Source organism: Clostridia bacterium (assembly GCA_012840125.1).
GTDB lineage: Bacteria > Bacillota > DULZ01 > DULZ01 > DULZ01 > DULZ01.
The window spans coordinates 1-23,035 of record DULZ01000047.1; the positions used below are offsets into that span (position 1 = coordinate 1).

General features: G+C 57.3%; 21 protein-coding genes and 1 pseudogene. All 22 read right to left on the minus strand.

Annotated elements, in window-relative coordinates:
• The coding region (locus tag GXX34_05770) for a 4Fe-4S binding protein (protein HHW07028.1) at positions 1-1,000 on the minus strand (1,000 nt) is incomplete at its 3' end.
• Positions 1,001-1,016: 16 nt separating this feature from the next.
• The gene (locus tag GXX34_05775; GenBank protein ID HHW07029.1) at positions 1,017-2,180 is read right to left on the minus strand and encodes an amidohydrolase family protein; all 1,164 of its coding nucleotides are present in this window, start codon (positions 2,178-2,180) and stop codon (positions 1,017-1,019) included.
• Between the two features lie 18 nt (positions 2,181-2,198).
• The gene (locus GXX34_05780; GenBank protein HHW07030.1) at positions 2,199-3,221 is read right to left on the minus strand and encodes a PTS sugar transporter subunit IIC; all 1,023 of its coding nucleotides are present in this window, start codon (positions 3,219-3,221) and stop codon (positions 2,199-2,201) included.
• A gap of 15 nt (positions 3,222-3,236) precedes the next feature.
• Positions 3,237-5,501 (minus strand): annotated as a pseudogene (locus tag GXX34_05785) (xanthine dehydrogenase family protein).
• Entirely contained in the window at positions 5,502-5,993 is a 492-nt protein-coding gene (locus GXX34_05790; GenBank protein ID HHW07031.1) for a (2Fe-2S)-binding protein, read from the minus strand. It lies immediately after the preceding pseudogene.
• Between the two features lie 12 nt (positions 5,994-6,005).
• Positions 6,006-6,875, minus strand: a complete 870-nt coding sequence (locus GXX34_05795; GenBank protein HHW07032.1) for a xanthine dehydrogenase family protein subunit M — start codon at positions 6,873-6,875, stop codon at positions 6,006-6,008.
• 254 nt (positions 6,876-7,129) lie between these two features.
• Positions 7,130-8,704, minus strand: coding sequence for a sigma 54-interacting transcriptional regulator (locus tag GXX34_05800; protein HHW07033.1), 1,575 nt, complete (start codon positions 8,702-8,704; stop codon positions 7,130-7,132).
• 41 nt (positions 8,705-8,745) lie between these two features.
• Positions 8,746-8,955, minus strand: coding sequence for a hypothetical protein (locus tag GXX34_05805; GenBank protein ID HHW07034.1), 210 nt, complete (start codon positions 8,953-8,955; stop codon positions 8,746-8,748).
• A gap of 6 nt (positions 8,956-8,961) precedes the next feature.
• Positions 8,962-9,246 carry an antibiotic biosynthesis monooxygenase gene (locus tag GXX34_05810; protein ID HHW07035.1) on the minus strand — a complete coding sequence of 95 codons (285 nt, stop codon included), beginning with the start codon at positions 9,244-9,246 and terminating at the stop codon, positions 8,962-8,964.
• 11 nt (positions 9,247-9,257) lie between these two features.
• On the minus strand, positions 9,258-10,055 hold the full coding sequence (locus GXX34_05815; GenBank protein HHW07036.1) for a methyltetrahydrofolate cobalamin methyltransferase: 798 nt from the start codon (positions 10,053-10,055) through the stop codon (positions 9,258-9,260).
• A gap of 60 nt (positions 10,056-10,115) precedes the next feature.
• Positions 10,116-10,736, minus strand: a complete 621-nt coding sequence (locus GXX34_05820; GenBank protein HHW07037.1) for a cobalamin-binding protein — start codon at positions 10,734-10,736, stop codon at positions 10,116-10,118.
• Between the two features lie 45 nt (positions 10,737-10,781).
• Positions 10,782-11,789, minus strand: a complete 1,008-nt coding sequence (locus tag GXX34_05825; GenBank protein HHW07038.1) for a proline racemase — start codon at positions 11,787-11,789, stop codon at positions 10,782-10,784.
• A gap of 75 nt (positions 11,790-11,864) precedes the next feature.
• Positions 11,865-13,337, minus strand: a complete 1,473-nt coding sequence (locus tag GXX34_05830) for a trimethylamine methyltransferase (GenBank protein ID HHW07039.1) — start codon at positions 13,335-13,337, stop codon at positions 11,865-11,867.
• Positions 13,338-13,361: 24 nt separating this feature from the next.
• Positions 13,362-14,591 (minus strand): NAD/NADP octopine/nopaline dehydrogenase, encoded by a 1,230-nt coding sequence (locus GXX34_05835; GenBank protein ID HHW07040.1) that lies wholly within the window; start codon positions 14,589-14,591, stop codon positions 13,362-13,364.
• Positions 14,592-14,781: 190 nt separating this feature from the next.
• Complete coding sequence (locus tag GXX34_05840; GenBank protein HHW07041.1) at positions 14,782-15,507, minus strand: ABC transporter permease; 726 nt, start codon at positions 15,505-15,507, stop codon at positions 14,782-14,784.
• Between the two features lie 15 nt (positions 15,508-15,522).
• Positions 15,523-16,611 (minus strand): ABC transporter ATP-binding protein, encoded by a 1,089-nt coding sequence (locus GXX34_05845; protein ID HHW07042.1) that lies wholly within the window; start codon positions 16,609-16,611, stop codon positions 15,523-15,525.
• A gap of 25 nt (positions 16,612-16,636) precedes the next feature.
• On the minus strand, positions 16,637-17,569 hold the full coding sequence (locus tag GXX34_05850) for a glycine/betaine ABC transporter substrate-binding protein (protein HHW07043.1): 933 nt from the start codon (positions 17,567-17,569) through the stop codon (positions 16,637-16,639).
• Positions 17,570-17,598: 29 nt separating this feature from the next.
• Complete coding sequence (locus GXX34_05855) at positions 17,599-18,258, minus strand: ABC transporter permease (protein ID HHW07044.1); 660 nt, start codon at positions 18,256-18,258, stop codon at positions 17,599-17,601.
• Positions 18,259-18,563: 305 nt separating this feature from the next.
• Positions 18,564-19,904 carry an FAD-binding oxidoreductase gene (locus GXX34_05860; GenBank protein ID HHW07045.1) on the minus strand — a complete coding sequence of 447 codons (1,341 nt, stop codon included), beginning with the start codon at positions 19,902-19,904 and terminating at the stop codon, positions 18,564-18,566.
• Positions 19,904-20,818 carry an electron transfer flavoprotein subunit alpha/FixB family protein gene (locus tag GXX34_05865; GenBank protein ID HHW07046.1) on the minus strand — a complete coding sequence of 305 codons (915 nt, stop codon included), beginning with the start codon at positions 20,816-20,818 and terminating at the stop codon, positions 19,904-19,906. Before GXX34_05865 ends, GXX34_05860 begins: the two co-directional genes overlap by 1 nt.
• On the minus strand, positions 20,815-21,591 hold the full coding sequence (locus GXX34_05870; protein ID HHW07047.1) for an electron transfer flavoprotein subunit beta/FixA family protein: 777 nt from the start codon (positions 21,589-21,591) through the stop codon (positions 20,815-20,817). Before GXX34_05870 ends, GXX34_05865 begins: the two co-directional genes overlap by 4 nt.
• On the minus strand, positions 21,588-23,030 hold the full coding sequence (locus GXX34_05875) for an FAD-binding oxidoreductase (protein ID HHW07048.1): 1,443 nt from the start codon (positions 23,028-23,030) through the stop codon (positions 21,588-21,590). Before GXX34_05875 ends, GXX34_05870 begins: the two co-directional genes overlap by 4 nt.
• Positions 23,031-23,035: the final 5 nt, after the last annotated feature.

Genomic DNA, 23,035 nt, shown 5'->3' on the forward strand with positions numbered 1-23,035 from the left:
TAATGGCATCTCTCGGGTTTTCGATATGAGTACCGCCCCAACCGTCGCCGTGTTCACCGAAATAACGGCCCCGGGTGCTCTTCCTGGCGTTGGGGATGACCCCGCTCCAGGTCATGCCCACTTCCGCCCCGGCCAGGTGCTCGGAGAGCAATCCCACTACATGGTGATCCAGGATAATGGCTTCATCCACCACTTTGCAGAGGTGGGAGGCAAACATACCGATGGTGGCGCTGCCGCAGCCCACCCGCATTTTGGTGTCTTCCACCCCGTTAATGACAGGACGGTGTCCCACTTGAATCTCCAGGGTGGCCCCGTTTTCAACTTTGAGAGTCACTCTCTCACCGTTACAAATATCCACGATGGTCCGGGCCACCATGAAGCCGGCTTTGCCTGTCAAAAGATTGGCGCCGCCGATGGAGAGCATTTTGGACCCGTATTCCTCCGTATCCACCATGCCCACCACTTGGCCGTTGCGCCGGACTTTGGCGCCTTCCTCACCGATGAAGAAATTGGTGTCTATTTTCACTTTCACGCCGCTGTAACTCAGGGGGGCTTCCGTCACCACGGAAACCACGTCCACCCCGTCCACTTCGTCCTGGACGATATGGGGTGCCGGGCGGCAGCACGGGTAAGCGGTGCCTGCTCCCACCGCCGTAATCAGCGGTTTTAAGTCCAGGGGTTTCCGGTAGTTGAACTCCGTTACCAGTTCCCGGTTCCGCACCAGCTTGCCGCCGGTATTGACGTAGCGCTTGCAGGCGCCGGTATAACCCGGTTTCACTTCACACTGGACCGGACAAGAAGTACACTTCACCATACCTTCCGCCGATTGGGCCTGCTTACTCAATGCCTCATGCCGGCAGACTTTGATACAAATACCGCAGCCGACGCACTTATCCCGGTCGAACACTGCTTTCTTGTCCACCACCTGCACCGCACCGAGGGGGCAGTTGGTGGCACACAGGTTACATCCCTTACACTTTTCCACTGCTACAACGATCATCATTCATCCCTCACTGCTATACTATTTGCACCTGCCTGGATGCCGGCGGTGTATGCTTGCTCTTCAGCGCCTTGATCTCCCCATCCACCATAACCATGGCCACACCGGGAATGTCACCGGCTTCAATGGCTTTCAAGGCGTCGGTGCCGACGGAGCCCATGGGGGTATCAATGACCACCAAGTCAGCTTCCCTTCCTACGGCCACCATGGAGGTAGGCAGTTCAAAAACCCTGGCGGTATTGCCGGTGGCCATGGCAATGGCTTGCTCCGCCGGAATGCCTGATACGGAGGAGATCTGGACGATGGTTCTTAAAATCCCCAAGGGGATAATGCCGCTGCCGGAGGGGGAATCGTTGCCCATAATAATCCGGTGCAGCTGGCCTTTGTCCGCCAGTTTCCTGGCCACATAGTCGGCCACTTTGGGGTTCCCGCACTGGACAATCTCCAAGGGCAAGTCCGTCTCGTCGATTAACCGGTCAATCTCGCTCAAGGACATGGCGGTGGGACCGCCGTTGACATGGGAAACCACCGTCGGGTTGGTCTTCATCACCATGTCGGCGGTCACCGTGGAACTGCCGGGGATGGAAGTACCGCCGGCGTGCATGTGCACTTTCATACCCCGTGCTTTAGCCCAGGCCACCATGGGGGCTGCTTCTTCCGGGGTTTTGACGCTGCCTAAGCCGATTTCGCCCACCAGCCAGACACCGGCGGCGGCCAGTTCGTCGAAGTCTTTTTCGGTGAGGCCTTTTTCCAGGATGACGGCCCCGCCGTGCACCTTGACACCGCCCGGCCGGACATTCTTGAAAGCTTTGTGAGCCAAGATAGCCAGGGCCTTGGTCCCAACCGGATCTTTAGGCCTGCCGGGGGTGTGGGGTTCACCGGCGGAGATCATGGTGGTGACGCCGCCGTGTAAAGAGCTTTCGATATAGCCCAAGGTATTTTGCCTGGGAGTGAAGTCTCCCAAGACCGGGTGCACGTGGGAGTCCATCAGACCCGGGATCACGGTGGCACCCTGCACGTCCACGGTCTTATCCACCCGGTACTGGTTCAGCAGGGAAGCATCACCGATGGCGGCAATTTTGCCCTCAGACACAATAATGGTATTTCCTTGGAGGAGGGGACAATGAATGTCCCCGCTCACAATGATGCCGATATTGGTTAAAGCTGTAATCACGGTCAAGACTCCTTTCGGAAGAGATTAGATGTCTAACTTCATATCGCCGAATTTAATCCAGCCTTTCTTGCGCATGAACTCAGCAATGATTAAGGTCAACACGGCAGGTAAAATGAAATGCAGCAGGCCTATTTTCATCAACACGCTGCCGGACAGGCCCATAGCTTCAATGGTACCGAACTGGCCCACCAGACCGGAGGTACCCATCCCGGCGCCGATAGGCACGTTCTCCATGGGCAGGATCGTGGTGGCCAATGGCCCAAGAATGGCACTGGCCAAAGTCGGCGGTATCCAAATCAAGGGGTTTTTGACGATGTTAGGCACCTGCAGCATGGAAGTACCCAAACCTTGGGAAACCAATCCGCCCACACCGTTCTCCTTGTAACTGGACACGGCAAAACCAATCATCTGGGTGGCACAACCGACGGTGGCAGCACCGGCCGCCAGGCCCCCCAGCTCCAGCATTACGGCCAGAGCGGCACTGCTGATGGGAAGAGTCAGAACCATACCCATTACCACGGAAACCAGGATGCCCATGGGGATGGGCGCCATCTCGGTGGCGGTCATGATCACGACACCCAACCACTTCATGAAAGCTCCGATGGGAGGTCCCACCAGCACACCCGCGGCCACACCGAGGATGATGGTGGTCGCCGGGGTCACGATAATATCCACTTTCGTCTCCTTGGAAACCGCTTTACCGAATTCAGCGCCGATCACCGCTGCGATAAAGGAACCGGCCGGCCCGCCTAATTGTGCACCGGCAGCCCCGGTTACGGTAGAAGCGAACAATACCAGCGGGGGTGCGCCAAGACCGTAGGCCACCGCCACACCGATGGCGGGTCCCATCATAGCCTTGGCCCTTTGCCCGTAATCCACTAGAAACGCCAATCCCACTTGCTGCCCAATCACTTCCAAAATGGTTCCGACAATCAAAGAGGCAAAAAGACCTAAGGCCATTGCGCCGAGAGCGTCAATCCCGTATCTTTTCAGGGAAAACTCGATATTCTTGCGCTTGAGAAAACTGACTTTGGCGTTCTCAGACATTGTCTTACCTCCAATTTAATTGTTGTTTTTCTTCTTGAGTTCACTGAGCACTTTTTCCGGAGTGATGGGTAGCTCCGTAATACGAACCCCAACGGCATTGTAAATGGCATTGGCGATGGCGGCGGCTGTGGGTATGAGTGCAGGTTCGCCCAGTCCTTTGGCTCCGAAAGGACCGGTAGGTTCTGGATCTTCAACCAAGATAGGTGTAATCTCGGGTAAATCCAGGGAAGTAGGAATAAGATAGGTAGCAAATGATGATGATTGCACTACTCCTTGATCCACCATGACCTGTTCCATCAACGCATAACCAAGCCCGATACCAACCCCCCCTTCGATTTGGCCTTCAGCATTGCGTGGATTAATGGCTTTGCCGACATCATGGGCTGCGACGATCTTTAACACTTTCACCACACCGGTTTCCGTGTCCACTTCCACCTCAGCCACATGGGTGGCAAAAGCATAAGTCCCGTAAGGTCTGCCCTGCCCTGTTTCCTTGTTTAAAGGAGTGGTATCAGGGTTGAACCAGCCGCTGCCGAGGGTCAAAATGCCTTTGCGGCGGCAGCTTGCTATCACTTCCGTCAAGGCGATGCTTTTTTGGGGATCCTCGACGGAGAAAATCTTCCTTTCCCTGGCACACAGCTTGTCCGCTGGAACATCCAGCATTTTAGCGGCTTCTTCCAGCACCACTTGTTTGGCATTACGGGCAGCCAAGCGCACCGCATTGCCGGAAATGTACGTCTGGCGACTGGCCGAGCTGGCTCCGGCGTCGGGAGTGACTCCCGTATCCGCTGAAATAATGGTTACGTCCTCCAAGTAAACACCTAGTTCCTCGGCGGCAATTTGTGACAAAGTGGTATCGGAACCCTGGCCGATATCCGCACAGCCGCTCAACACCACTACGGATCCGTCATCTAACAGGTCCACATAGGCGCCGGCCGGATTGGGCAGTCCCGTGTTACCGCAGCCGTACCACATGCAGCCTACGCCGATTCCTCGTTTTTTCACAGTGCTCCCCCCTTAACCCATGAGCTCTCTGGCTTTTGCCGCAGCTTGCTTGATTGTTTCCATGATCCCGACACTGTGCTCCAGCACCTGGCCGGTAGCCGTCACGGAACCGGGCCGGAAAACATTGATGAGCCTGAATTCCACCGGATCCATACCCAGTTTTTCGGCCAGCTGGTCCATTTGCTGTTCGTGGGCAAAGGCTACCTGGGGTACCCCAAAGCCCCGCATGGCGCCGGCGGTGGGATTATTGGTATAAACGGAATAGCCGGTGATTTTTACGTGCGGGACTTCATAAGGCCCGGTAAAGTGCACCGCTCCCCGGGTCAGCACGCCGGGACCGTAAGAAGCATAGGCGCCGGTATCAGCGATCAGGGTCGCTTCAAAGGCCATGAGTTTCCCGTCTTTCCTGGCCCCGGTCTTGACTTCCATGATATACGGGTGCCTTTTCGACGAACACTGGAGGGACTCTTCCCGGGAGTAGACCAGTTTCACCGGCCGCCCGGTTTTTAAAGCCAGCAGGGCCACATGCACCTGGGCGCAGAGGTCCAGTTTACCGCCGAAACCGCCGCCGGTCACGGCTTGGATCACTCTCACCTTATTAATGTTCACACCTAAGTTCCTGGCTATTTCTTTCTGGTCATAATGGGTGTTTTGGGTCGAGGCCCAAACGGTAATCTGGTCCCCTTCCACTTTGGCTACGCACACTTCCGGTTCGATATAGGCGTGTTCTTGCAACACGGTCCGGTAAGTATTGGCCACTACTACATCCGAGTTGCGGAAGCCTTCTTCAATATCACCCTTGACGATTTTACAAGTCGCCAGGATATTGCCTTTCTCGTAGAGCTTCGGCGCATCTTCCTTCATCGCCTCAATGGGGTCAAAAACTGCCGGCAGTTCCTCGATCTCAATTTCGATGGCGGCCAAGGCCCGGTCGCAGGCCTCTTTCGTTTCCGCCGCCACCACGGCGATGGGGTCCCCTACTTTTCTAATGTGGTCTTTTACTAACACCGGTTCATCTTTGAGGATGATACCGTGACTGTTGGAGCCGGGCACGTCCGCCGCGGTAATTACCCCATGGACTCCTTCCACCTGCCGGGCCTTGGACACGTCCAATTTCTTGATCGTCCCGTGGGGGACTTGACTGCGAAAAACTTTGGCATACAGCATGCCCGGAAAGCTGAGATCGTCGCCGAAACGGGCTTTACCCAGCACCTTCTCCACCGCATCAACTTTCTTCAATGACTGGCCAACCACTGCGAAATCCTGCGCTGCCACTTACCTGACCTCCTTTTCGCCTGCACCGCCGGTACCCGCCACTTTGGAGATGGCGGCCACAATTTTGGCGTAGCCGGTGCAGCGGCACAAATTCCCCGAGATGGCTCTCCTAATATCCTCCTCCGAAGGATGGGGATTCTGATCCAGCAAAGCTTTGGCCGACAAGATCATCCCCGGGGTGCAAAAACCGCACTGCACCGCCCCTTCTTCAATAAAGGCCTGCTGCAATGGATGAAGCTTGTCATAATCTCCCAAACCTTCGATGGTGGTAATCTCCTTCCCGTCAACTTCCACCGCCAGGATCAAGCAGGAATTGCAGGCGCTGCCGTCTACCAAAACGGTGCAGGCACCGCAGTCCCCTTCCCGGCACCCCACTTTGGTACCTGTCAAACCCAGCCGCTCCCGCAGCAAATCCACCAGCAGCAGGTCCGGCTCTACTTCCACGGTTTTCAGTTCTCCGTTGACCTTAAAGCTGATTACATGTTTGTTCACCGCTTTTTCCTCCTAAAAGGTAATCCCTAGTTTAGCCAGCGCCGCAGCGATGGCTCGTAAAGCGAGCTGTTCGCTGATGTCCTTGCGATATTCTCCCGTCGACCTGATATCCGTAATCGGCTTCACACCGGCTTTCACGGCGGCCGCCGCCTCCTCGATGACCGGGCGGCTGATCTTCTGACCCACCAGGATTTGTTCCGCCGCTTCCAACCGGATGACCGTGGGAGCAACTGCTCCTAAACTAATCCGGGCTTCGGTAAAGGTCATGGTTTCCCGGTCGATGCCGATGACCACGCCGCAGTTCACCACTGAAATGGCCAGGGCGTTTCTTTTCCCGTGTTTGATAAAGGCACCTGCCTGGTTGTCCCTCAAAGCCGCAAAGCGGACCCCTTTAATGACCTCGCCCTGAGCCAGCACCGTCTTGCCGGGGCCCAGGAAGAACTCCCGCAGGGCTACTTCTCTCGTTCCTGTACCGCCAACGACTTCCACCACCGCATCCAGGGCCATCAGGGCCGGAACCGTGTCCGCCGCCGGCGAAGCATTGGCAATATTGCCGCCGATGGTGCCCCGGTTTCTAATCTGGGGAGAACCCACCGCGCCCGCCGCTTCCGCAAGCAGGGGAGCCTTTTCTCGCAGCAAGGGGGATTCATAGACCTCTTCATGGGTGACCATGGCCCCGACGGTCACCATCCCCTGTTCACACTGGATGTCTCTTAATTCCGGGATATCTCTCAAGCTAACGATTTTTTGGGGTTTCTTTCGCCCGTTTCTCACCTGCACTAATAAGTCCGTCCCGCCGGCCAGGAACACACCGTCTTCCGCCATACTTGCCAGCTCAGCCAGGGATCCCGGGCGGCAATACTTGGTGCTACTCAAAGGCATCAACACCTCCTGTGAATTCATACACGATGTAAGAACAGCAAACTCCGTGCCAGGGCGGCGAAAGCACGTGAATGTCATCTCTAATCCGCGTTCTGCTTGAGTACACGGCCACAAAAATTGGGGGAACCTCGGAGCCGGCTGCTCCACCCCCCAAAAAAAAGATTTCAACTTTGAAATGTTTTTCGGGGCGACTCTGCTTGTGCGCTAGGATTACTACGGTGTTCTCCAGATCATTGCAAGAATGAAATGGCATTTCATTCTTGCAATCCATGCTGGACCATTTTCCGCCACAAAGTGGTAGTGCTGATGCCCAGGATTTCCGCCGCTTCCTTCTTCTTGAATTGCACTTCCCGCAGGGTTTTTTCAATCACTTCTTTTTCCAACCTGGCCAGGGTCTCAGCCAGGGTTTCCCTGGGTACCGGGGCCCGGCCGCGCTCAGCCGGCACCCGGAAATGCCGGCGAATGTAGGGCGGCAGGTGGCCGGCAGAGATTTTTTGTTCATCCTTCACCATATTGATGGCGTGCTCGATGCAGTTCTGCAGTTCCCTGACATTGCCCGGCCACCGGTACTGCACCAGGATCTCCAGCGCTTCTTCCTCAATATCTGTCACATACTTGCCCAGCAGGGCATTGTACTTCCTGATGAAATGCATGACCAGGTGGGGAATGTCCGAGGCCCGCTCCCTTAAGGGCGGGATCTTCAGTTCCACCACGTTTAGGCGGAAATAGAGGTCACTTCTGAACTTCCCCTCCCGCACCATCTTTTCCAAGTCCTTGTTGGTGGAGGCCAGGACCCGGACATTCACCGGGATCGGCTTGTCCCCCCCGATCCTGGTTACCTCTTTTTCCTGCAGCACCCGCAGCAGCTTGGCCTGCAGGTTCAGCTCCATTTCGCTGATCTCGTCCAGGAAGATGGTGCCTTCCTGGGCTTGTTCAAAGATACCCGGGGCACCGCCTCGTTTGGCCCCGGTAAAAGCCCCCTCCACATAGCCGAACAGGTTGCTTTCAATCAAAGAAGCCGGTAAAGCCCCGCAGTTGATGGCCACAAAGGGCTTGTGACTCCTTTCGCTGGCATTATGGATAGCCTGGGCGAACAGTTCCTTCCCCGTGCCGGTTTCCCCGTAGATCAGGATGGTGGACATACCCCTGGCCACGTGCCGCCCCATGTCAATGACCCGCCGCATGACTTCGGACTCGCCGATGATGTCGCTGAAGTTGTAACGGGCATATTGAAACTTTTTCACTTCTTCATAGAGCTTGGTGTTGTTCTTGGCGGCCAGTTCATTATTAAAACCCATCCCGTAATCCCGGGTAATGGGTATGCGCACGGCCATGGCCCCGGGGTAGGACATGGAATCCCCGATCACCGGCTCGTGCAGTTCCATGGCTCGTTTGGCCGCTTCACTGACCTTGTGCAGGAACTCCTTATTCACGGTGCCGTCAGGGTTATAGCTGGCCAGCCTCTTCCCCTCCCGGTCAAACAGCACGGCCTCGCCGCCGGCCACCCGCGCAATAAGGGGCAGGGCTTTCTCCAGGGCCCGTTTTAGTCCTTGCTCCCGTTTCACCTTTTCCACGTTGCTGCAGCTGACCACGAACGGTCCCACGGGCAGGACCCAGGCTTGAGCCCCCTTCACAATCTGGGATTCCCCAATCAGCGACCGGTTCTCCCGGTGGCTTTGGGCCGCCAGTTCGTACACGGTCCCGGCGTAGTCTTCCAACTCCCGACCGCTGGAATCAAAAGTCTTGATGCGCCTACCCTCACCGTCCGTCACCGTGGCATACCCTCCGGTAATGGACGCCAATAGGGGTAAGGCTTCACAAATTTTCATAAAGAGCTGGTCATGCTGCCCTCGCTGCATGGCAAATCCTCCTAAATTTTTGTATTTTCTTCCTGTAGCAAATTGAAAATCCTTAAAAGTATTTCAAGATTGAAAGACTTGATCCTTTTTTCATATGCCTGTAATTTCATCCAAGGCAAAAAATAAAAAGCCCCGGTGAACACCACTGGCATTCCGGTGTTCACCGGGGCTTTCCAAACCGACAAAAAAAGTATTGCCGGCCTGCCAAAAGCAGCCGGCAACACTTTCTACTCCTCAAATCTTTGAACTTCCATATCTGCAGCCAACAGGGGCGTAACGTCGGTCATGAATTGCTTGAAATACGGCGTCTTTACGTGGGCGTCAAAGGCTGCGTTGTCCTGGTATTTTTCGTAAAAAAGAAACACGGAAGAGGCGTCCAGGGAAACAAAGGGCGCATATTCAAGGCATCCCGGCTCGTTTTCCCGGACTTGGGCAGCCATGTTTTTGCATAACGCGGCCAATTCCTTTTCTTTCCCCGCTGCTGCCGTCAGCTTGGCTATCACGGTTACCATCGGCGCCCCTCCTAACCCAAGCGACCTTCGCGGTACGCCTTCAGGTAATTCTTCGTGAACTTGTCCTTGTTCAAAAGAGCCTCGGCGGCATAGATGACGGCCATCAGTTCCTTGTCACCGGGGTCCAAGATGGCCCCGTCAAGACCGGCCATCATGCACATCGTCAGGAAAGTGCGGTTGAGGAGGGCCCTCTTGGGCAGGCCATAGGAGACGTTGCTCAAGCCGCACATGAAGTGGACCTCGGGATGGGCCGCCTTGATACCCTTGATGGTTTCCAAGACCACCAGCGCCATTTCGCCGTTAGAGCTGATGGGCTGGACGAGGGGGTCGACGTAGATGTCCTCCGCCGGCACACCGTCCTTAATAAGCATTTCCACCAGCCTATTTCCCACCTTGATGCGGGTGGCGGCATCAGCCGGCATGCCGTGCTCGTCGTCCATCACCAGGGCCACGATGCCGGCGTTGTATTGCTTCACCAGCGGCAGGATTCTTTCGTAGCGGTCCTTTTCCGCGGTGATGGAGTTGATGATGGGCTTGCCCTTATGCAATCCTAGAGCGGCTGCCAGGGCCGCCGGGTTGGGACTGTCGAGGCAGAGCGGTTTGTCCACCACTTCCTGGACTGTCTTCACCAGCCAGGCCAAGGCTTCTTCTTCCTGGTCAATCAACGTGCCGCAGTTTACGTCAATGTAGTCGGCCCCGTTTTGAGCCTGTTCAATGGCCCTTTTCTGGATGAAATCTTTGTCCCTGTTTTTTACCGCTTCCGGGACGCCTTTCAGACTGGTGTTGATTTTTTCACCGACAATAATCAACACTTCAACCTCCTATGCCGTACAGCGCATGTGTTTAAGCCGGACCGATCTCGTTACCGGTTACTGGATGTTAAGCAGTCTTTTGGCCAGGTCCGCTGCAGCGCCAGCGTCCGGGGCATATCCGTGCGCTTTTATTTCATCGGCAAACTCCTGGCTGACCGGGGCTCCGCCGACGAGAATAATTACGTCCGGGTATTTATTGATAACCTCCTGCACGGTATTGCGCATGTTAGTCATGGTGGTAGTGAGCAGGGCGGAAAGGCCCAGGATGGCGGGCTTGTGCTCTTCGATGGCGGCCAGGAACTTCTCGGTAGCTACATCCACGCCCAGGTCCACCACCTCAAAGCCCGAGCTTTCCAGCAGCATGGCCACCAAGTTCTTGCCGATGTCATGCAAGTCCCCGGCCACCGTGCCGATAACCACTTTGGCGTGGGCGTAGCTTTCGCCCTCTAAAAGCGGCTTGACGATCATGAGGCCTTCTTTCATGGCATCGGCGGAAGCCAGCACTTCCGGGATGAACATATCGCCGGACTTCATCTTGGCGCCCACTTCGTCCATGGCCTTAATGAGCGCCTCGTTAATGATGGAAATCGGGCTATGCCCTTCCTTCAGCGCCCTCTGCACGCCGCTTACTACCGCTTCGCTGTCCCCTTCAAGCACGCTGTCGTAAATATACTTCATCTTGCTACCCCTTTCTTAGGTAGGTTTTAAGGTGTTCAAAACCGCTTAGCGGATGGAGAACCCGGCCATCAGCGGGTCTTCTTCATCGAGGAAGAGGTTGCCCATACCGGTGATGAAGGCCCTGCCCTTGACGGTGGGCAGAATGGCGTCGTAAGGCCCGACCTTGGTTTCGCCGGCTACCATGCCCTCGAAAACGGTCCCGATAATGCTTTCATGGTAGAAGGGTTCCCCCATCTTCAGCTGTTTCCGGGCATAAAGGGCCGACATCCTGGCGCATGTGCCCGTGCCGCAGGGGGAACGGTCGATCATGGCCTCGCCCAGGAAAACCAGGCTCTTGTAGGTGTCCCCTTCGAACTGCGGCCCGTCCACGAAGAGCACATCATCGATGGTATTGATGTAGGGTCTTTCCGGGTGCTTGATCTCCACCGCCAGGTTGGCCGATTCCCGGATAGCCTTGCCGTAGCGGATGAATTCCGGGATATTCTCCTTCCGGTGGGCCAGGCCAAGTTGGGTGGAATCAACCATGGCAAAGAAATTCCCGCCATAGACTATGTCCACTTTGATGTTCTTGCCATACACTTCCAAGGGAACGCCGCTTTTGTACAAGAAGGAGGGTACGCCTTCCAGCTTGGCTCCCCCGGTCTTACCGTTTTTCACGTCCACGTGCACCGTCACCAAGCCGGCACCGGTTTCCAGCACCACTTTCGTCACCGGCTCCACGGCTTTTACCAGGCCAAGTTCCACCGCGATGGTGGCGATGGCAATGGAACCGTGACCGCACATGTTGTTGTAAAGGGCGGTATCGATAAAGATGATTCCCAGGTGCGCACCGGGATGGCAGGGCTCCGTCAGCACCGCCCCGTACATGTCGGCGTGGCCGCGGGGTTCCTGCATGGCCGCCGAGCGGATAAAATCGTAGTTCCTTTTCATGTATTCACGCTTTTCCACCAGGGTGGAACCGTGCAAGAGCGGCGCCGAGGTAATCAGGCGCAGCGGTTCACCGGCCACGTGGGCATCAACGTAAGAAAGTACGTAACGGCTCATTTTTTTCATCCAACCCTCCCGTTTTTGCTGTCCAAAGCCATGGCGGCTCCCGGCCGGCGGCGACCGGCCGGGAGACCATCCAGGTTAACGGGCAGCGACTTCTGCCTCGGCCTTGTCCACGATTTCTTGCAAGCGGGCCAGCGTGCCATCATCCAAGGGAACGGGCCGGTGATTGGCTAGGAGTTCCTTGGCGCGGGCGTTCAAGCGCTGGCCATAGGTGGTTTTATCGCCCTCCACCCAAGCTTGGTAACGGTCGCGGTTGATGATCTTGGGCAGCCAGAAGGCTGTCTTGAAGTTCTTCAGGGTGTGCTTTTCCCTCAGGAAGTGGCCGCCTGGTCCCACCTTGTCAATGAGGTCCACGGCCAGGGTCTCTTCGTCCACCCTGATGCCTTTGATGATGTTGCGCACGTAGCTGATGATCTCGTCCCCCATCACCAGGGCTTCCAGGGAAGCGGACATGCCGGTCTCCAGGAATCCCACGTCGTGGATGAGGTTGGCCCCGCTCAGGGCGGCGGTGAAAATGGACATGGCGTATTCGATGGCCGCCTGCTCGTCAAGCAGCTTGCTGTCGCTGCAGCCGGCCGTGCTGAACATGGGCATGCCCAGGTAATGGATCAGTTCGGTATAGCCGGCATGCATCAAGCAGAATTCCGGCGAAGACCCGTAGCAGTGAATCATGGTGCGCATGTCCATGTTGGTGGTTACGCCGCCGGCAATCCAGGGGGCTCCCGGGTTCTTGAGCTGGTGTATCACCAGGCCGGCCAGGTTGTCGGCAGCGGCAATAACAATGACACCGGCCAAGGAGGCGGGAGCGGTGGCGTTGCCCTGCACGCCGGGAGTATAAATGACGGGCAAGCCTTTCTCCGCCATCAACATCATCTTGCCCAGGGATTCCTTGGGATGCTTCAGCGGGGTGGTGGGCTCGGCGTAGAGTACTAAGAACGGGTTGCGCTGCAACGCTTCCGGGCCGCCCGCCACGGCTTCGCACATTTCAATGATGGTGGCGGCGTTTTTCTCGTTGAAAGCCCAGGTGACAATGGGCTTGGTGGTATGCTGCAGCATGGCGTGCACCTCGTGCACGTCGGCCAGTTCCGGGGTCACGTCGGAAATGCTGGCCAGGGACATGCAGAAGTCCAGGTTAGGCAGGTCTTCCACCAGCTTGGCCACGTCGCAGACGTCCTTTTTGGTAACCTTGCGGCGCTCGCCCGTTTCCACGTCATAAAAGTAGGGGTTGGTGGGGCCGGGACCAAAGTAGGAGTTCTTGCCTTCCAAGAAGAGCACCCGCTTGCCGGTCCTGTCGGCCAGGGTCACCCGGGAAGGAGCGGAAGCAATGGCCCGTTCCACCACATGAGAGGGGAAGCGCACCCGGATCCCGTCCACCCAGCAGCCGGCATCCCGCAACAGTTCCAGCGCTTCTGGGTTGTGGATGTCAGCCCCGGTCCGCTCCAGGACTTCCAGTACCGCGTTGTAGATGCGTTCCAGTTGGCTTTCCGTGAACACGCGGAATTGTACAGATTCGTTATTGACCAGGTTACTTGTACTGCACTTTTCCCACATTTTAGGTTCTCCTTTATTGAGGTTTTACTCTTCCTTCTCCACGTAAACGCCTTCGTGCAGGTAGCGCAGGAGCTGCTCCTTGGTCATGTGGCCGATGCCCAGGTAGTCCAGGGTATAGCCCTTGGCATAGAAATCGGTTTCCAGCATGGCGGAAGCCAGGTTGATCATGGAGTCGATGACGGGCGTCTTGACCCCGAACTTCTTGCCCAACTCATGGTAAACGTGGCAGCCCACGGGAATGTCTTCCGTAATATAACGGTTGTGAATGGTGTGCGGGCCGGTACCCAGTTGAATGTAATTTTGCTGGTCGAAGGGGATGCGGTAATCCGGTCCCATGTACTCAGCGCCCAGGATGCTTTCCCGGTGGAAGAACTGCTCTTTCTCAAACTTCTGAATGCCCACGCCCATGGCTTCGGCCAACCGGCATTGCTCCTGGTAGAAAGCATACTGCACCTGGGCAATGGAAGGACAATAGGTGTGGGAGTAAATCGAGAACTGGTACTTGTCCTCCCCGTAAATCACGCCCCAGTTCTCCATGGTGCCCACGCCGAGGATGGTGCCCGGGCAGTGCAGGACCGGGTTGACGTTGCTGAAGCCGGTATCCATTACCGTGTCGCCGCTGACGACCCCGTCACCGTTGGTAATGGCGTCCATATTACCCATGTACTTGGCGCTTTCCAAGAAAGCTTCCTGATCGGCCATGGGCAGCGCGGCTCCCCGCAGGTTGATGGCGCGGTAGTAGGCGCGAACCCTGGGCAGTATGACGCCGCCCTTCACGTCCACGCGGCAGCCGTAGGGAGCGCTGGACCAGCCGCCGACGATGACTTTCTTGGTGCAGCCTGCTTCCCGCATCATCTTGCGCAGGAGCAGCGAACCGTAATTGTCGGGGAAGATATGGATGACCATGCCGTCCTCCATGGCCGGGATCAATTGCTTGAAGAACGGCTTGTGTCCCGCCGCCGGGGTGGCCACGATGACGATGCCACAGCCTTCCACCGCTTCCGCTACGTCGGTGGTCACTTTTTCCATCTTGGCCCAGCCGGAACGTTCAAACCCGTAAAGGTTCAGCTGGTCGCCGTACAGCTTGATCCCCTGTTCCTTGATGCCAAACAAGGTTTTCTCCGCAAATGGCGGCAAGTCGCAAATGCGCACCCTGGCACCCGCCAGCGCGCAGTCCGCGGCGGAAGCTTTGGCCACGGCACCGCCCCCCAGCACTGCGATAGGTTTGTCCTTCAAGTACTGCATGTTTGCCATTTTACATCCCCCTTTTGATGACATAACTTAAAACCAGCATGATTTTCATCAAAGCCTCGCTTGCCAAAGCCGTCCCCATTTATCGCCGGGCAAGCGCTTCAACCATGAAAAAATGTAGAAATCCGTGGTATTATTGCTTTGTTAAGCGGGTTGCCCTTTGGGGCGGCAACCCGCTTTCTTGCTCCTTTTTTCAGGCTGCTTTCTTGGTACCGGCCGTTTTCCCGCGGGCCGTATACCAGGTCTTCACTTTTTTGCGCTTGACGGGCGTCAAGGCAAAGCGCTCGCCGATGCCTTTTTCCGCCACCCCCAGCAGCCGGTCCAGGATAACGGTGGCCAGCGCCACCAGGATGGTGCTGCCGAGAAGCATCCCGGTATTATACGTTCTCATGCCCTGCATGATGATGCTGCCCATACCGCCGCCGCCGATGAAGACCGCATAGGTGGCCATGGAAAAGTTCATCACCACCGACGTGCGGATACCGGCAAAGATCACGGGCAGGGCCAGCGGCAATTCCGCCCGCAGGAGCACTTGCAACCGGTTGGCACCCATACCGACGGCCGCTTCTTTTACCGCCGGGCTGACTTGCATCAGGCCTACCGCGGTATTGCGGATAATCGGCAAAATGCCGTAGATGACCAGTGCCAGGAGAGCCGGACGGGTGCCGATGCCCATGAGGGGAATGAGGATACCGAACATGGCGATCACGGGAATAGTGTACAAAACACCCACCAGGCCGAGCACCGCGTCTTTAACCCGCTTCTTGTTGTAAATCAGGATGCCGATGGGAACTCCCACCGCCACGGCCAGCAAACTGGCGTAAAATACCAGCTTGATATGGGATAACAGGGTGGAGAGAACAAAGTCGCTTCGCATGTTCAGGAATTTCCAGGCCTGCAAGAACACGTTGGCTTGCATCGTTCTCCCTCCCCTCTAGCTTTCCAGCAGGGTGGAACACGACTCAAAGGTGATGATGCCTAGGAAGATGTCATCCTCCGATACCACCGGCAACCAGGTTCTTTTCTGCCACAGCATTTTTTCCAGGGCGGCCCTTACCGACAGCTTGGGCAGCACCGGCTCCGGCAGCGGCACCAGGGCTTCCTCCACCACATGCCCGTCCGCCGACAGATCCTTGCGCTCAATAAAGCCGATGGCGCGCCCCGCATCGTCGGTGACGAAAATGCTGTCCCAACCGTCTTGCAGCGTCCGGGCATCAAGACGCACACCCAGGCGCAGCCTCGGCACGTTGGCCATCAGCGCCCTGGATACGGGAATGGCTTCCAGGGCATTGAAAACAGCCCCCTGGCCGATGAAGGTCTTCACGAACTCGTCCTCGGTGCGCAGGATATCCATCGCCCGCCCCAGGGCAACGATTTTCCCCTTGTTCATGAGGCCGATGCGATCCCCCACTTTGAAGGCTTCCTGCATGTCGTGGGTGACAAAGACGATGGACTTGCGGATATTTTCCTGCAAGCGTAAAAGCTCGTTTTGCAGCTGCTCCCGCGTGACGGGGTCCACCGCCCCAAAGGGCTCGTCCATCAGCAGGATTTCCGGATCCGCCGCCAGTGCCCTGGCCACGCCCACGCGCTGTTGCTGCCCCCCGGATAGTTCCCGTGGATGCCGGTTCAGGTATTCCACCGGCAAGCCCACGGTCTGGATCAGCTCTTCTGCCCTTTCACGTTGGACTTTCTTGGGATACTTCTTCAACTGCAGCACAAAGGCGATGTTGTCCCTGATGGTGAGGTGGGGAAGAAGGCCCACATATTGGATCACGTAGCCAATGGTGCGACGCAGTTCAACCGGATTTATTGTTTTGACATCCTGCCCTTTGACGTAGATTTCTCCTTCGGTGTGGGGAACGAGTTGGTTGATCATCTTCAGCAGAGTTGTTTTCCCGCATCCGGACGGGCCAATCAAAACAAAGATTTCCCCTTTTTCAATATCCAGGCTGACATTGTCAACCACCTTATCCGTGACATACACTTTACTGACATTTTTTAGCTCTACGATATGCTCCGCCATGTCAAGCCTCCTTCCCCCCGGATCCCTAAATCAAGCCCTTGGCGACCAGGAATTCTCTGGCTACGTCGGCCGGGTCTTCTTGCCGCACTTCAACCTTGTAGTTCAGTTCGGTCATGGTTTCCTCATCGATAAGACCGCTCAGCACCGACAAGGCTTCTTTAACTCCTGCATATTCTTCCAGCACCTCGGTGCGCACCACGAACATGGCATCGTACGGCGGGAAGAAGCTCTTGTCGTCTTCCAGCACCTTGAAGTCGTATTCCTTCAGGCGACCGTCGGTGGAGAAGCAGGTGGTCACGTGCCCCAGGTCTTGTTTCAGCGCTTCATAGAAGAACGCGGTATCAACAACGCTTTCCTTCAGGTTCAAGCCGTAGGTGGCCGCCAGGCCCGGGTACACGTCGGGACGGGTAAAGGTCGTGCTGTCGCCCACCATGATCAAGCCGGGATGGTTGGCCAGGTCGGAAATCTTGCTGATGCCCAGCTCTTCCGCCAGGGAACGCTTCATGGCAATGGCAAAGGTGTTCTGGAAGCCAAGGGGCTCCATGGCCGTAACTTTGAACTGCTCGGCATACCTGTCTCGCACTTTCTCATAGATTTCCCTGCGGTCCTTCACCACTTCGGTTTCGCCCAGGACAACCATCCAGGCGGTGCCGGTATACTCGGGATACAGGTCAATTTGTCCTTCCACCATGGCCGGATGCAGGAGCTCGGTAGCACCCATGCCGATCTTGCTGATATCCACTTTATGGTTGGTCTTTTCCTGGATGAGGATGGCCGCCATATGGCCCAGGATATAGCTCTCGGCAAACTGCTTACTGGCAATTACCACGGTTTTCTGCTCTGCTTGCTGCCCGCCGCCGGTGGAGGAGGACTGGCCGCCGCCGCATCCCGCCAGGACCATGAACGCCAAAGCCAGCATGACAACGAAAACGGTAAGCTTCAGGAAGTTTTTATTCATCACTCTACCTTCCCTTCATTGGTTTTGGTTTAGTGGACCTGTTCTTTCAGGCCAACCGCGTTTTGTATCCTTCTCTCTACGACCCCCAGGACCTGATCCAGGACCACCGCCATCAACGCCACCGGGATGGTGCCGGCCAGCGTGATGTTATTGTTCATCATGGAGATCCCGGTAAAGATCAGTTCACCCAGGCCCCTGGCACCCACCAGGGCCCCCATGGTGGTAATCCCCACCGTCATGACGGCCACGGTTCGGATCCCGGCCATGATTACCGGGAACGCCAGCGGCAATTCAACCCTGAACAGCAACTGTCTCGGTGTGGCGCCCATCCCTATGGCCGCCTCTTTTACCGCAGGGTCGACGTTGACGATCCCCGCCGTGGTGTTGCGAAGCACCGGCAGCCACGAGTAGATAACCAGAGCCACAATGGTCGGTACCTTTCCCAGGCCCAGGAAAGGCAGGAGGAAGCCCAATAGTGCCAGAGACGGTATGGTGTAGAGCATTCCCGCGATGTCAATCACGTAACTGCTGAGCACCGGGCGCCGCGAGATAAAAATCCCAAGCGGGACTGCCGTCAGCGTGCCCAGCACCACCCCGGCCAGCGACATCCAGGCATGTTGCCAGGTCAGCAGGCCGATCGTGTGCCGCGTTTGCCATACGTACTCCAGGAACACCATTATGCTCTCCATAGCGATTCCTCCCTTTTCTCAGTGTCAAAACTCCCCTGCAAAAATCACCTCCTACAGCTACCACTGTTGCAAGAGCTATGTCATCTCCTTCCAGCCGGCCGGGGAACCTGGCTTCTTTCTCCCGCCGGCCTTTCCGCTGTCTACCGCCCTTGCCGGGTTTGGCTGCCAAAGGTTTTGCATGCAAATACTTTTGCAGGCGGTTTTGCACCGGCTGCACCAAGGATTTGGCGCTGTCTTCCGAATTCTATAAAAACTCGCTACACCTTTCACTTGCAACCATGTTAAATGCATCCGTGAACACTGCCCTACACCATATTCCCCGGGTTCAGTAAATGCTGCGGGTCAAGCATTTCCTTCAACCGCCTGATTCCTTGCACCGCCTCATCCCCGGCCAGCTTCGCGAACAACTCTCTTCTTGTTTTCCCGATCCCACCTCCTACAGCAAGGTATTGCTTCATCGCTTCCAGCCAATCCAACAGGAAATCTTTCCCGCGCTGCCATAGCGCTTCGTTGTCAGCCAGTATATTTATGTTAAGCAGGCCGCTTCCCAGGGAGCCCATGACACCTGCCTTGATTCCTTGCGCGTCGCACCGGGCCCTGAATCCGGACAGGACGGCTTCCAGGGCGCCTTCTGCCACCCGTACGTCCATGCTAAGGCGGGGACCTTTCGCCTGCAGGCCGATGCACTCCACGGCCAGGTGACGGTAAAGCCTCATCCTTTCCACTTCCGCTTCCCCGGAAACCGCCAAGGCAGTATCCGGGTCGCTTCCGCAGGCCAGCCCTGCTTCCATCAAGGCTTCCGCCACTTCTTCCACACCCGGCCATGCACCGTGTATCTCCACGTAAACCATCCCGGCCCCGCTCTCCATGAGCTCCGGTAGCTTCTGCAAGCGCGGTACAACTTGGCGCGACTTGCGCAGCAACTCCTGGATATGCCGGTCAAGGTACTGCAGGGCCGCCACATAAGCACCGGGCACCTCCACCTTTCTTGCCGCGCGGGCAAAAGCAATCACCTCGCTTTCCGTGGAAAAGAAGAAGATGATGCCCCATTTTTCCTCGGGTTTCTCCTGCAACAGGAGCGTGAGCTCCGTCACCACCCCGAACAGACCTTCTTTGCCAAGGAAAAGGTCCAGCAGGTCCCGGCCCGCCCAAAGCTCGCCCCGCTTGACCAGCCGGCAGGAACCGTCGGCCAGGACCACCCGCACCGCTTCGATGTGCCGGGCGGTATCGCCGTAGTAATGGGCGCACATCCCCCGGGCGCCAAGAGCCGCCACCCCGCCCACGGTAGCCGTTCCCTCGCTGGGATCCGGCGGCCAAAACAGGTTGGTCTTGGCCAGGACCTGCTTTACTTCCTGCAGGGTCACCCCCGGTTCCACCACCAGCTTATTCCCGGCCAATCCCTTTACCTGCCGCAATTTGGTCAGGCTCATCAGGTGCCCTCCCGGCGGTACGGCACCGCCCAAGAGCCCGGTTTTTCCTCCCTGGACCGTCAGGCTCGTCCCGAGATCCCTCATGGTTTTCACGATTTCCTGTACTTCCGTTTCCTTATCGGGAAAGGAGAGGCTTTCCGCCCTGCCCACCAGGCCCGATTCATCGCGCAGGTAGTCTTCGAATTTTTCCGAATAAGGGACCACAAGGCTTCCCATCATCCTACCCCCTCTATCTCCAGCAGTCCCGCCAGCACCGCCCTGTAATCGTCCACCAGCACTACGTCGGCGAGGCGCGTAATGGGCGCCTGCCCGTCAATGTTAATCGCCACGATCAGGTCGCTTTTTTCAATGCCGGCATAAAACGCCGCCGCCCCCGAGGCCCCCACCACCAGGCAGACCTCCGGTCCAATCACCGCGCCGGACACGCCCACCAGGCGCTGCAGGGGAGCCCAGCCGCTCATAGCCACCGGCCGGGTCACTGCGAACTCGGCGCCCAATCTCCTGGCCGCTTCCTCCACCCAGGCCGCGTTTTCCTTGCCGTTCACCCCACGCCCGGCCACCAGGACGAACCGGGCATGGGACAAACCCTCTCCCGTTTCCGCCGGGATAAACTCCCCCGGCTGCCCGCCGGCCTCAAACTCTACCTTTTGCACGACCCGCTGCAGGTCGGGTATGGGCAGGGGTCTCATCCCCCGGGCCAGCACCACGCAGTACGGTTTTTTCTCCAAGGAAAACTCCCCTTGCAGGTGCCCGCTGTACACCGCCTTGCCGAAAACCGCCGCACCGGCAGCGTAACTTGCGCCCACCAGGGAACTGCCCCCCAAGCGGTATGCCAGGCGCACCGCCAGCTCACCGCCGACTTCGCCGGTAAAAAGGTACAGGTCCGAATCGTCTGCCAGCACCTTCAGAATTGGCAGAAAATCCTCCGCCAGATACCCGTCTACCTTGACCAGGATCACCTTTTCCGTAGGCGCGCAGCGCACCAGCTCTTCCCTTTTCTCCTCGTCGCGGTAAAAGAGCACCGTCCGGCCGCCCGGGCCGGCACCATACGCCGCCAGGAAACCGTGCAGTTCCTCGGCCATGGCTCGCGTATCCCCGCTGCAACCGTTTAAAACCACCGTGTATTTCATGGCCTCTCCAGCCTCTCCTTGAGGTAAAGCTCGTAAAGCAGCCGCGCCTTTTCCCGGGCATTTTCGCCTGCCAGGACCTTGCCCTGCCGGCCCTGTTCCTTTTTGACCAGTCGCAGGGGCCGGGCGGCAGGAGACCCCGGGTCATGCGCCACGGCTATGACCTCCACTTCCCGCTTCCCATACTGCAGCTTATCCTTGAGGGTCGGCACCCTGAGATACCCGCCGGTCACATTGCCTACGGCCAGCACCACGGGGGCTTTAACCTCCCGGCGTACCGAGCCGCCGTCCGTCGCCGCCGTTACCATGAGCGTCTCGCCTTCCCGCTCAACCCCGGTCACCTGCCCTATGCACGGCAGGCCCAGCATTTCCGCCAGTAAAAAGGGCGTCTTGCCGTTGTCGCCCACGGCGTTCTGCCGTCCGGCCAGCACCACGTCGAAGGAATGCCGGCGGGCGTACGAGGCCAAAAGCGCCGCCTTGGCCTCCGGGTGGAAGTGCAAATCCTCGCCGCAGTCCAAGCGTACCGCGTGGTCGAAACGTAGCGCATAGAGGTTTTTCAGATACCTGTCCGCGGAACGGTCGGCTATCGTCAAGGCCACCAGCTCCGCCTGGCCCCGGTCCCTGAGCCGCAAGGCCAGTTCCAGTGCGCTCTCGTCGAACGGGTTTAGCTGGGTGGGGACATAGGTGGTATCCACCGCCAGCCCGCCGGTTTTCCAGTCGTCCGGGCTCATCTTATCCAAGTCGGGGACTACCGAAAAGCAAACCAGGATTCTCATTTTTTCTCCAAGGGAATGATGGTGCCGGCATTCATGATCCCGTTGGGGTCAAAGGCTTCCTTGAGCTTCTTCAAGATATAGAACGAGGAGCCGTGTTCCTCGGCGATCCAGGGGGCCCGGTGCTTACCGACACCATGATGGTGGCACATGGTACCGCCGCGCTTCAGGGTTTCTTCCACGATAATTTTCTTGATGGGCAGGTGGTACTTGGTGATCTCTTCCTCAGGCTTGCAATCCACCACATTATAGTAATGCACGAAGTACATGTTGGTACCGTTGATATAGCTGTGGGAGGAGTGCCCGCCTACCAGCGTCATGTCCGGGATCTCGTTGCGGAGCCGTTCCACGCAGGCCTGATAAATGTCGTAAATTTGATCCCAGTTAGCAGCCACTTCCGTCGTGTTGCCGATATTCTTGGTCGCCAGGATCTCCCGGCGCTCTTCCTCCACCCTGGAAACATCCCAGTTCAGGTTTTCAAACCAGACCTGGATGTACTTGCTGTCCACTCTCCTGCACTCGGGGTACTTGGCTACGATCTGCTCGATGGCTTCCGCCGTGGCCTCCGATATCTTTTTGGGTCCTTCCGTCATGAAGATCAGGACACATTTGCCCTCGGCAAAATGGCCGAAGTGGGACTCGGCGTCCGCCTCATCATACAAACGCGCCACCGAGGGACGGTAACCTTCCACCATTACCTCCCTTAAGATCTCGAAGCCGGTTTTCATGTTTTCCAGGGTATAGCCCAGGAAGATGTTATTCTCCGGCATGTACTTGTGGATCTTCACCGTGACCTCGGTAATGAAGCAAAGGGCCCCTTCATTGCCGATAATCACGTGGCGCAGGTCGGGACCGGCTGCCCGCCGCGGCACGTTCTTGATCCTGGTCACGATTCCGCCCGGGAAAACGGCTTCCAGCCCCACGATCATCTCCTCGATGCCACCGTACAGGGTGGAAAACTGGCCGATGCTTCTCGTGGCCGTCAGGCCGCCCATTTGGGCCAATGGTTTTGATTGCGGGGAATGGCCCGTGGTGTAACCCAGTTCCCGCAGGCGGGTTTCCAGGACCTCCAGCGGAACCCCGCACTGGCAGGTGGCCTGCATGTTGTAGGTGTCAATGCTTATGATCTTGTTCATCCTGGACCCGTCCACCACGATGGAGTCCGGGACCACCGTCTCCAGGCCGCCTTCCGTCGCCGAGTGACCGGTGCGCGGCACTACGTTGATACCGTGGTCATTGGCAAACTTCAGTACCTTGGCCACTTCTTCCGTGCTTTCCACGTAAACTACCGCCGCCGGGATCGGCAACGTGAAAACCCCGTGCAGTTCCTCAAAACGCCGGAAACGATCCACGCTGCTGACCTTCAGCACCTGCTCGTCGGTCACCACGCGATCTTCGCCCAGCATTTCTATCAGGTTCCGCACAATTTCTTCCCGTACCATGGTTT

Bases quoted from the DNA above. Each gene is read 5' to 3' on its own strand.
- GXX34_05780 (HHW07030.1), bottom strand. From the start codon at position 3,221: ATGTCTGAGAACGCCAAAGTCAGTTTTCTCAAGCGCAAGAATATCGAG.
- GXX34_05795 (HHW07032.1), bottom strand. From the start codon at position 6,875: ATGCCTTTGAGTAGCACCAAGTATTGCCGCCCGGGATCCCTGGCTGAG.
- GXX34_05800 (HHW07033.1), bottom strand. From the start codon at position 8,704: ATGAAAATTTGTGAAGCCTTACCCCTATTGGCGTCCATTACCGGAGGG.
- GXX34_05810 (HHW07035.1), bottom strand. From the start codon at position 9,246: ATGGTAACCGTGATAGCCAAGCTGACGGCAGCAGCGGGGAAAGAAAAG.
- GXX34_05820 (HHW07037.1), bottom strand. From the start codon at position 10,736: ATGAAGTATATTTACGACAGCGTGCTTGAAGGGGACAGCGAAGCGGTA.
- GXX34_05825 (HHW07038.1), bottom strand. From the start codon at position 11,789: ATGAAAAAAATGAGCCGTTACGTACTTTCTTACGTTGATGCCCACGTG.
- GXX34_05830 (HHW07039.1), bottom strand. From the start codon at position 13,337: ATGTGGGAAAAGTGCAGTACAAGTAACCTGGTCAATAACGAATCTGTA.
- GXX34_05835 (HHW07040.1), bottom strand. From the start codon at position 14,591: ATGGCAAACATGCAGTACTTGAAGGACAAACCTATCGCAGTGCTGGGG.
- GXX34_05840 (HHW07041.1), bottom strand. From the start codon at position 15,507: ATGCAAGCCAACGTGTTCTTGCAGGCCTGGAAATTCCTGAACATGCGA.
- GXX34_05845 (HHW07042.1), bottom strand. From the start codon at position 16,611: ATGGCGGAGCATATCGTAGAGCTAAAAAATGTCAGTAAAGTGTATGTC.
- GXX34_05850 (HHW07043.1), bottom strand. From the start codon at position 17,569: ATGAATAAAAACTTCCTGAAGCTTACCGTTTTCGTTGTCATGCTGGCT.
- GXX34_05855 (HHW07044.1), bottom strand. From the start codon at position 18,258: ATGGAGAGCATAATGGTGTTCCTGGAGTACGTATGGCAAACGCGGCAC.
- GXX34_05860 (HHW07045.1), bottom strand. From the start codon at position 19,904: ATGGGAAGCCTTGTGGTCCCTTATTCGGAAAAATTCGAAGACTACCTG.
- GXX34_05865 (HHW07046.1), bottom strand. From the start codon at position 20,818: ATGAAATACACGGTGGTTTTAAACGGTTGCAGCGGGGATACGCGAGCC.
- GXX34_05870 (HHW07047.1), bottom strand. From the start codon at position 21,591: ATGAGAATCCTGGTTTGCTTTTCGGTAGTCCCCGACTTGGATAAGATG.
- GXX34_05875 (HHW07048.1), bottom strand. From the start codon at position 23,030: ATGGTACGGGAAGAAATTGTGCGGAACCTGATAGAAATGCTGGGCGAA.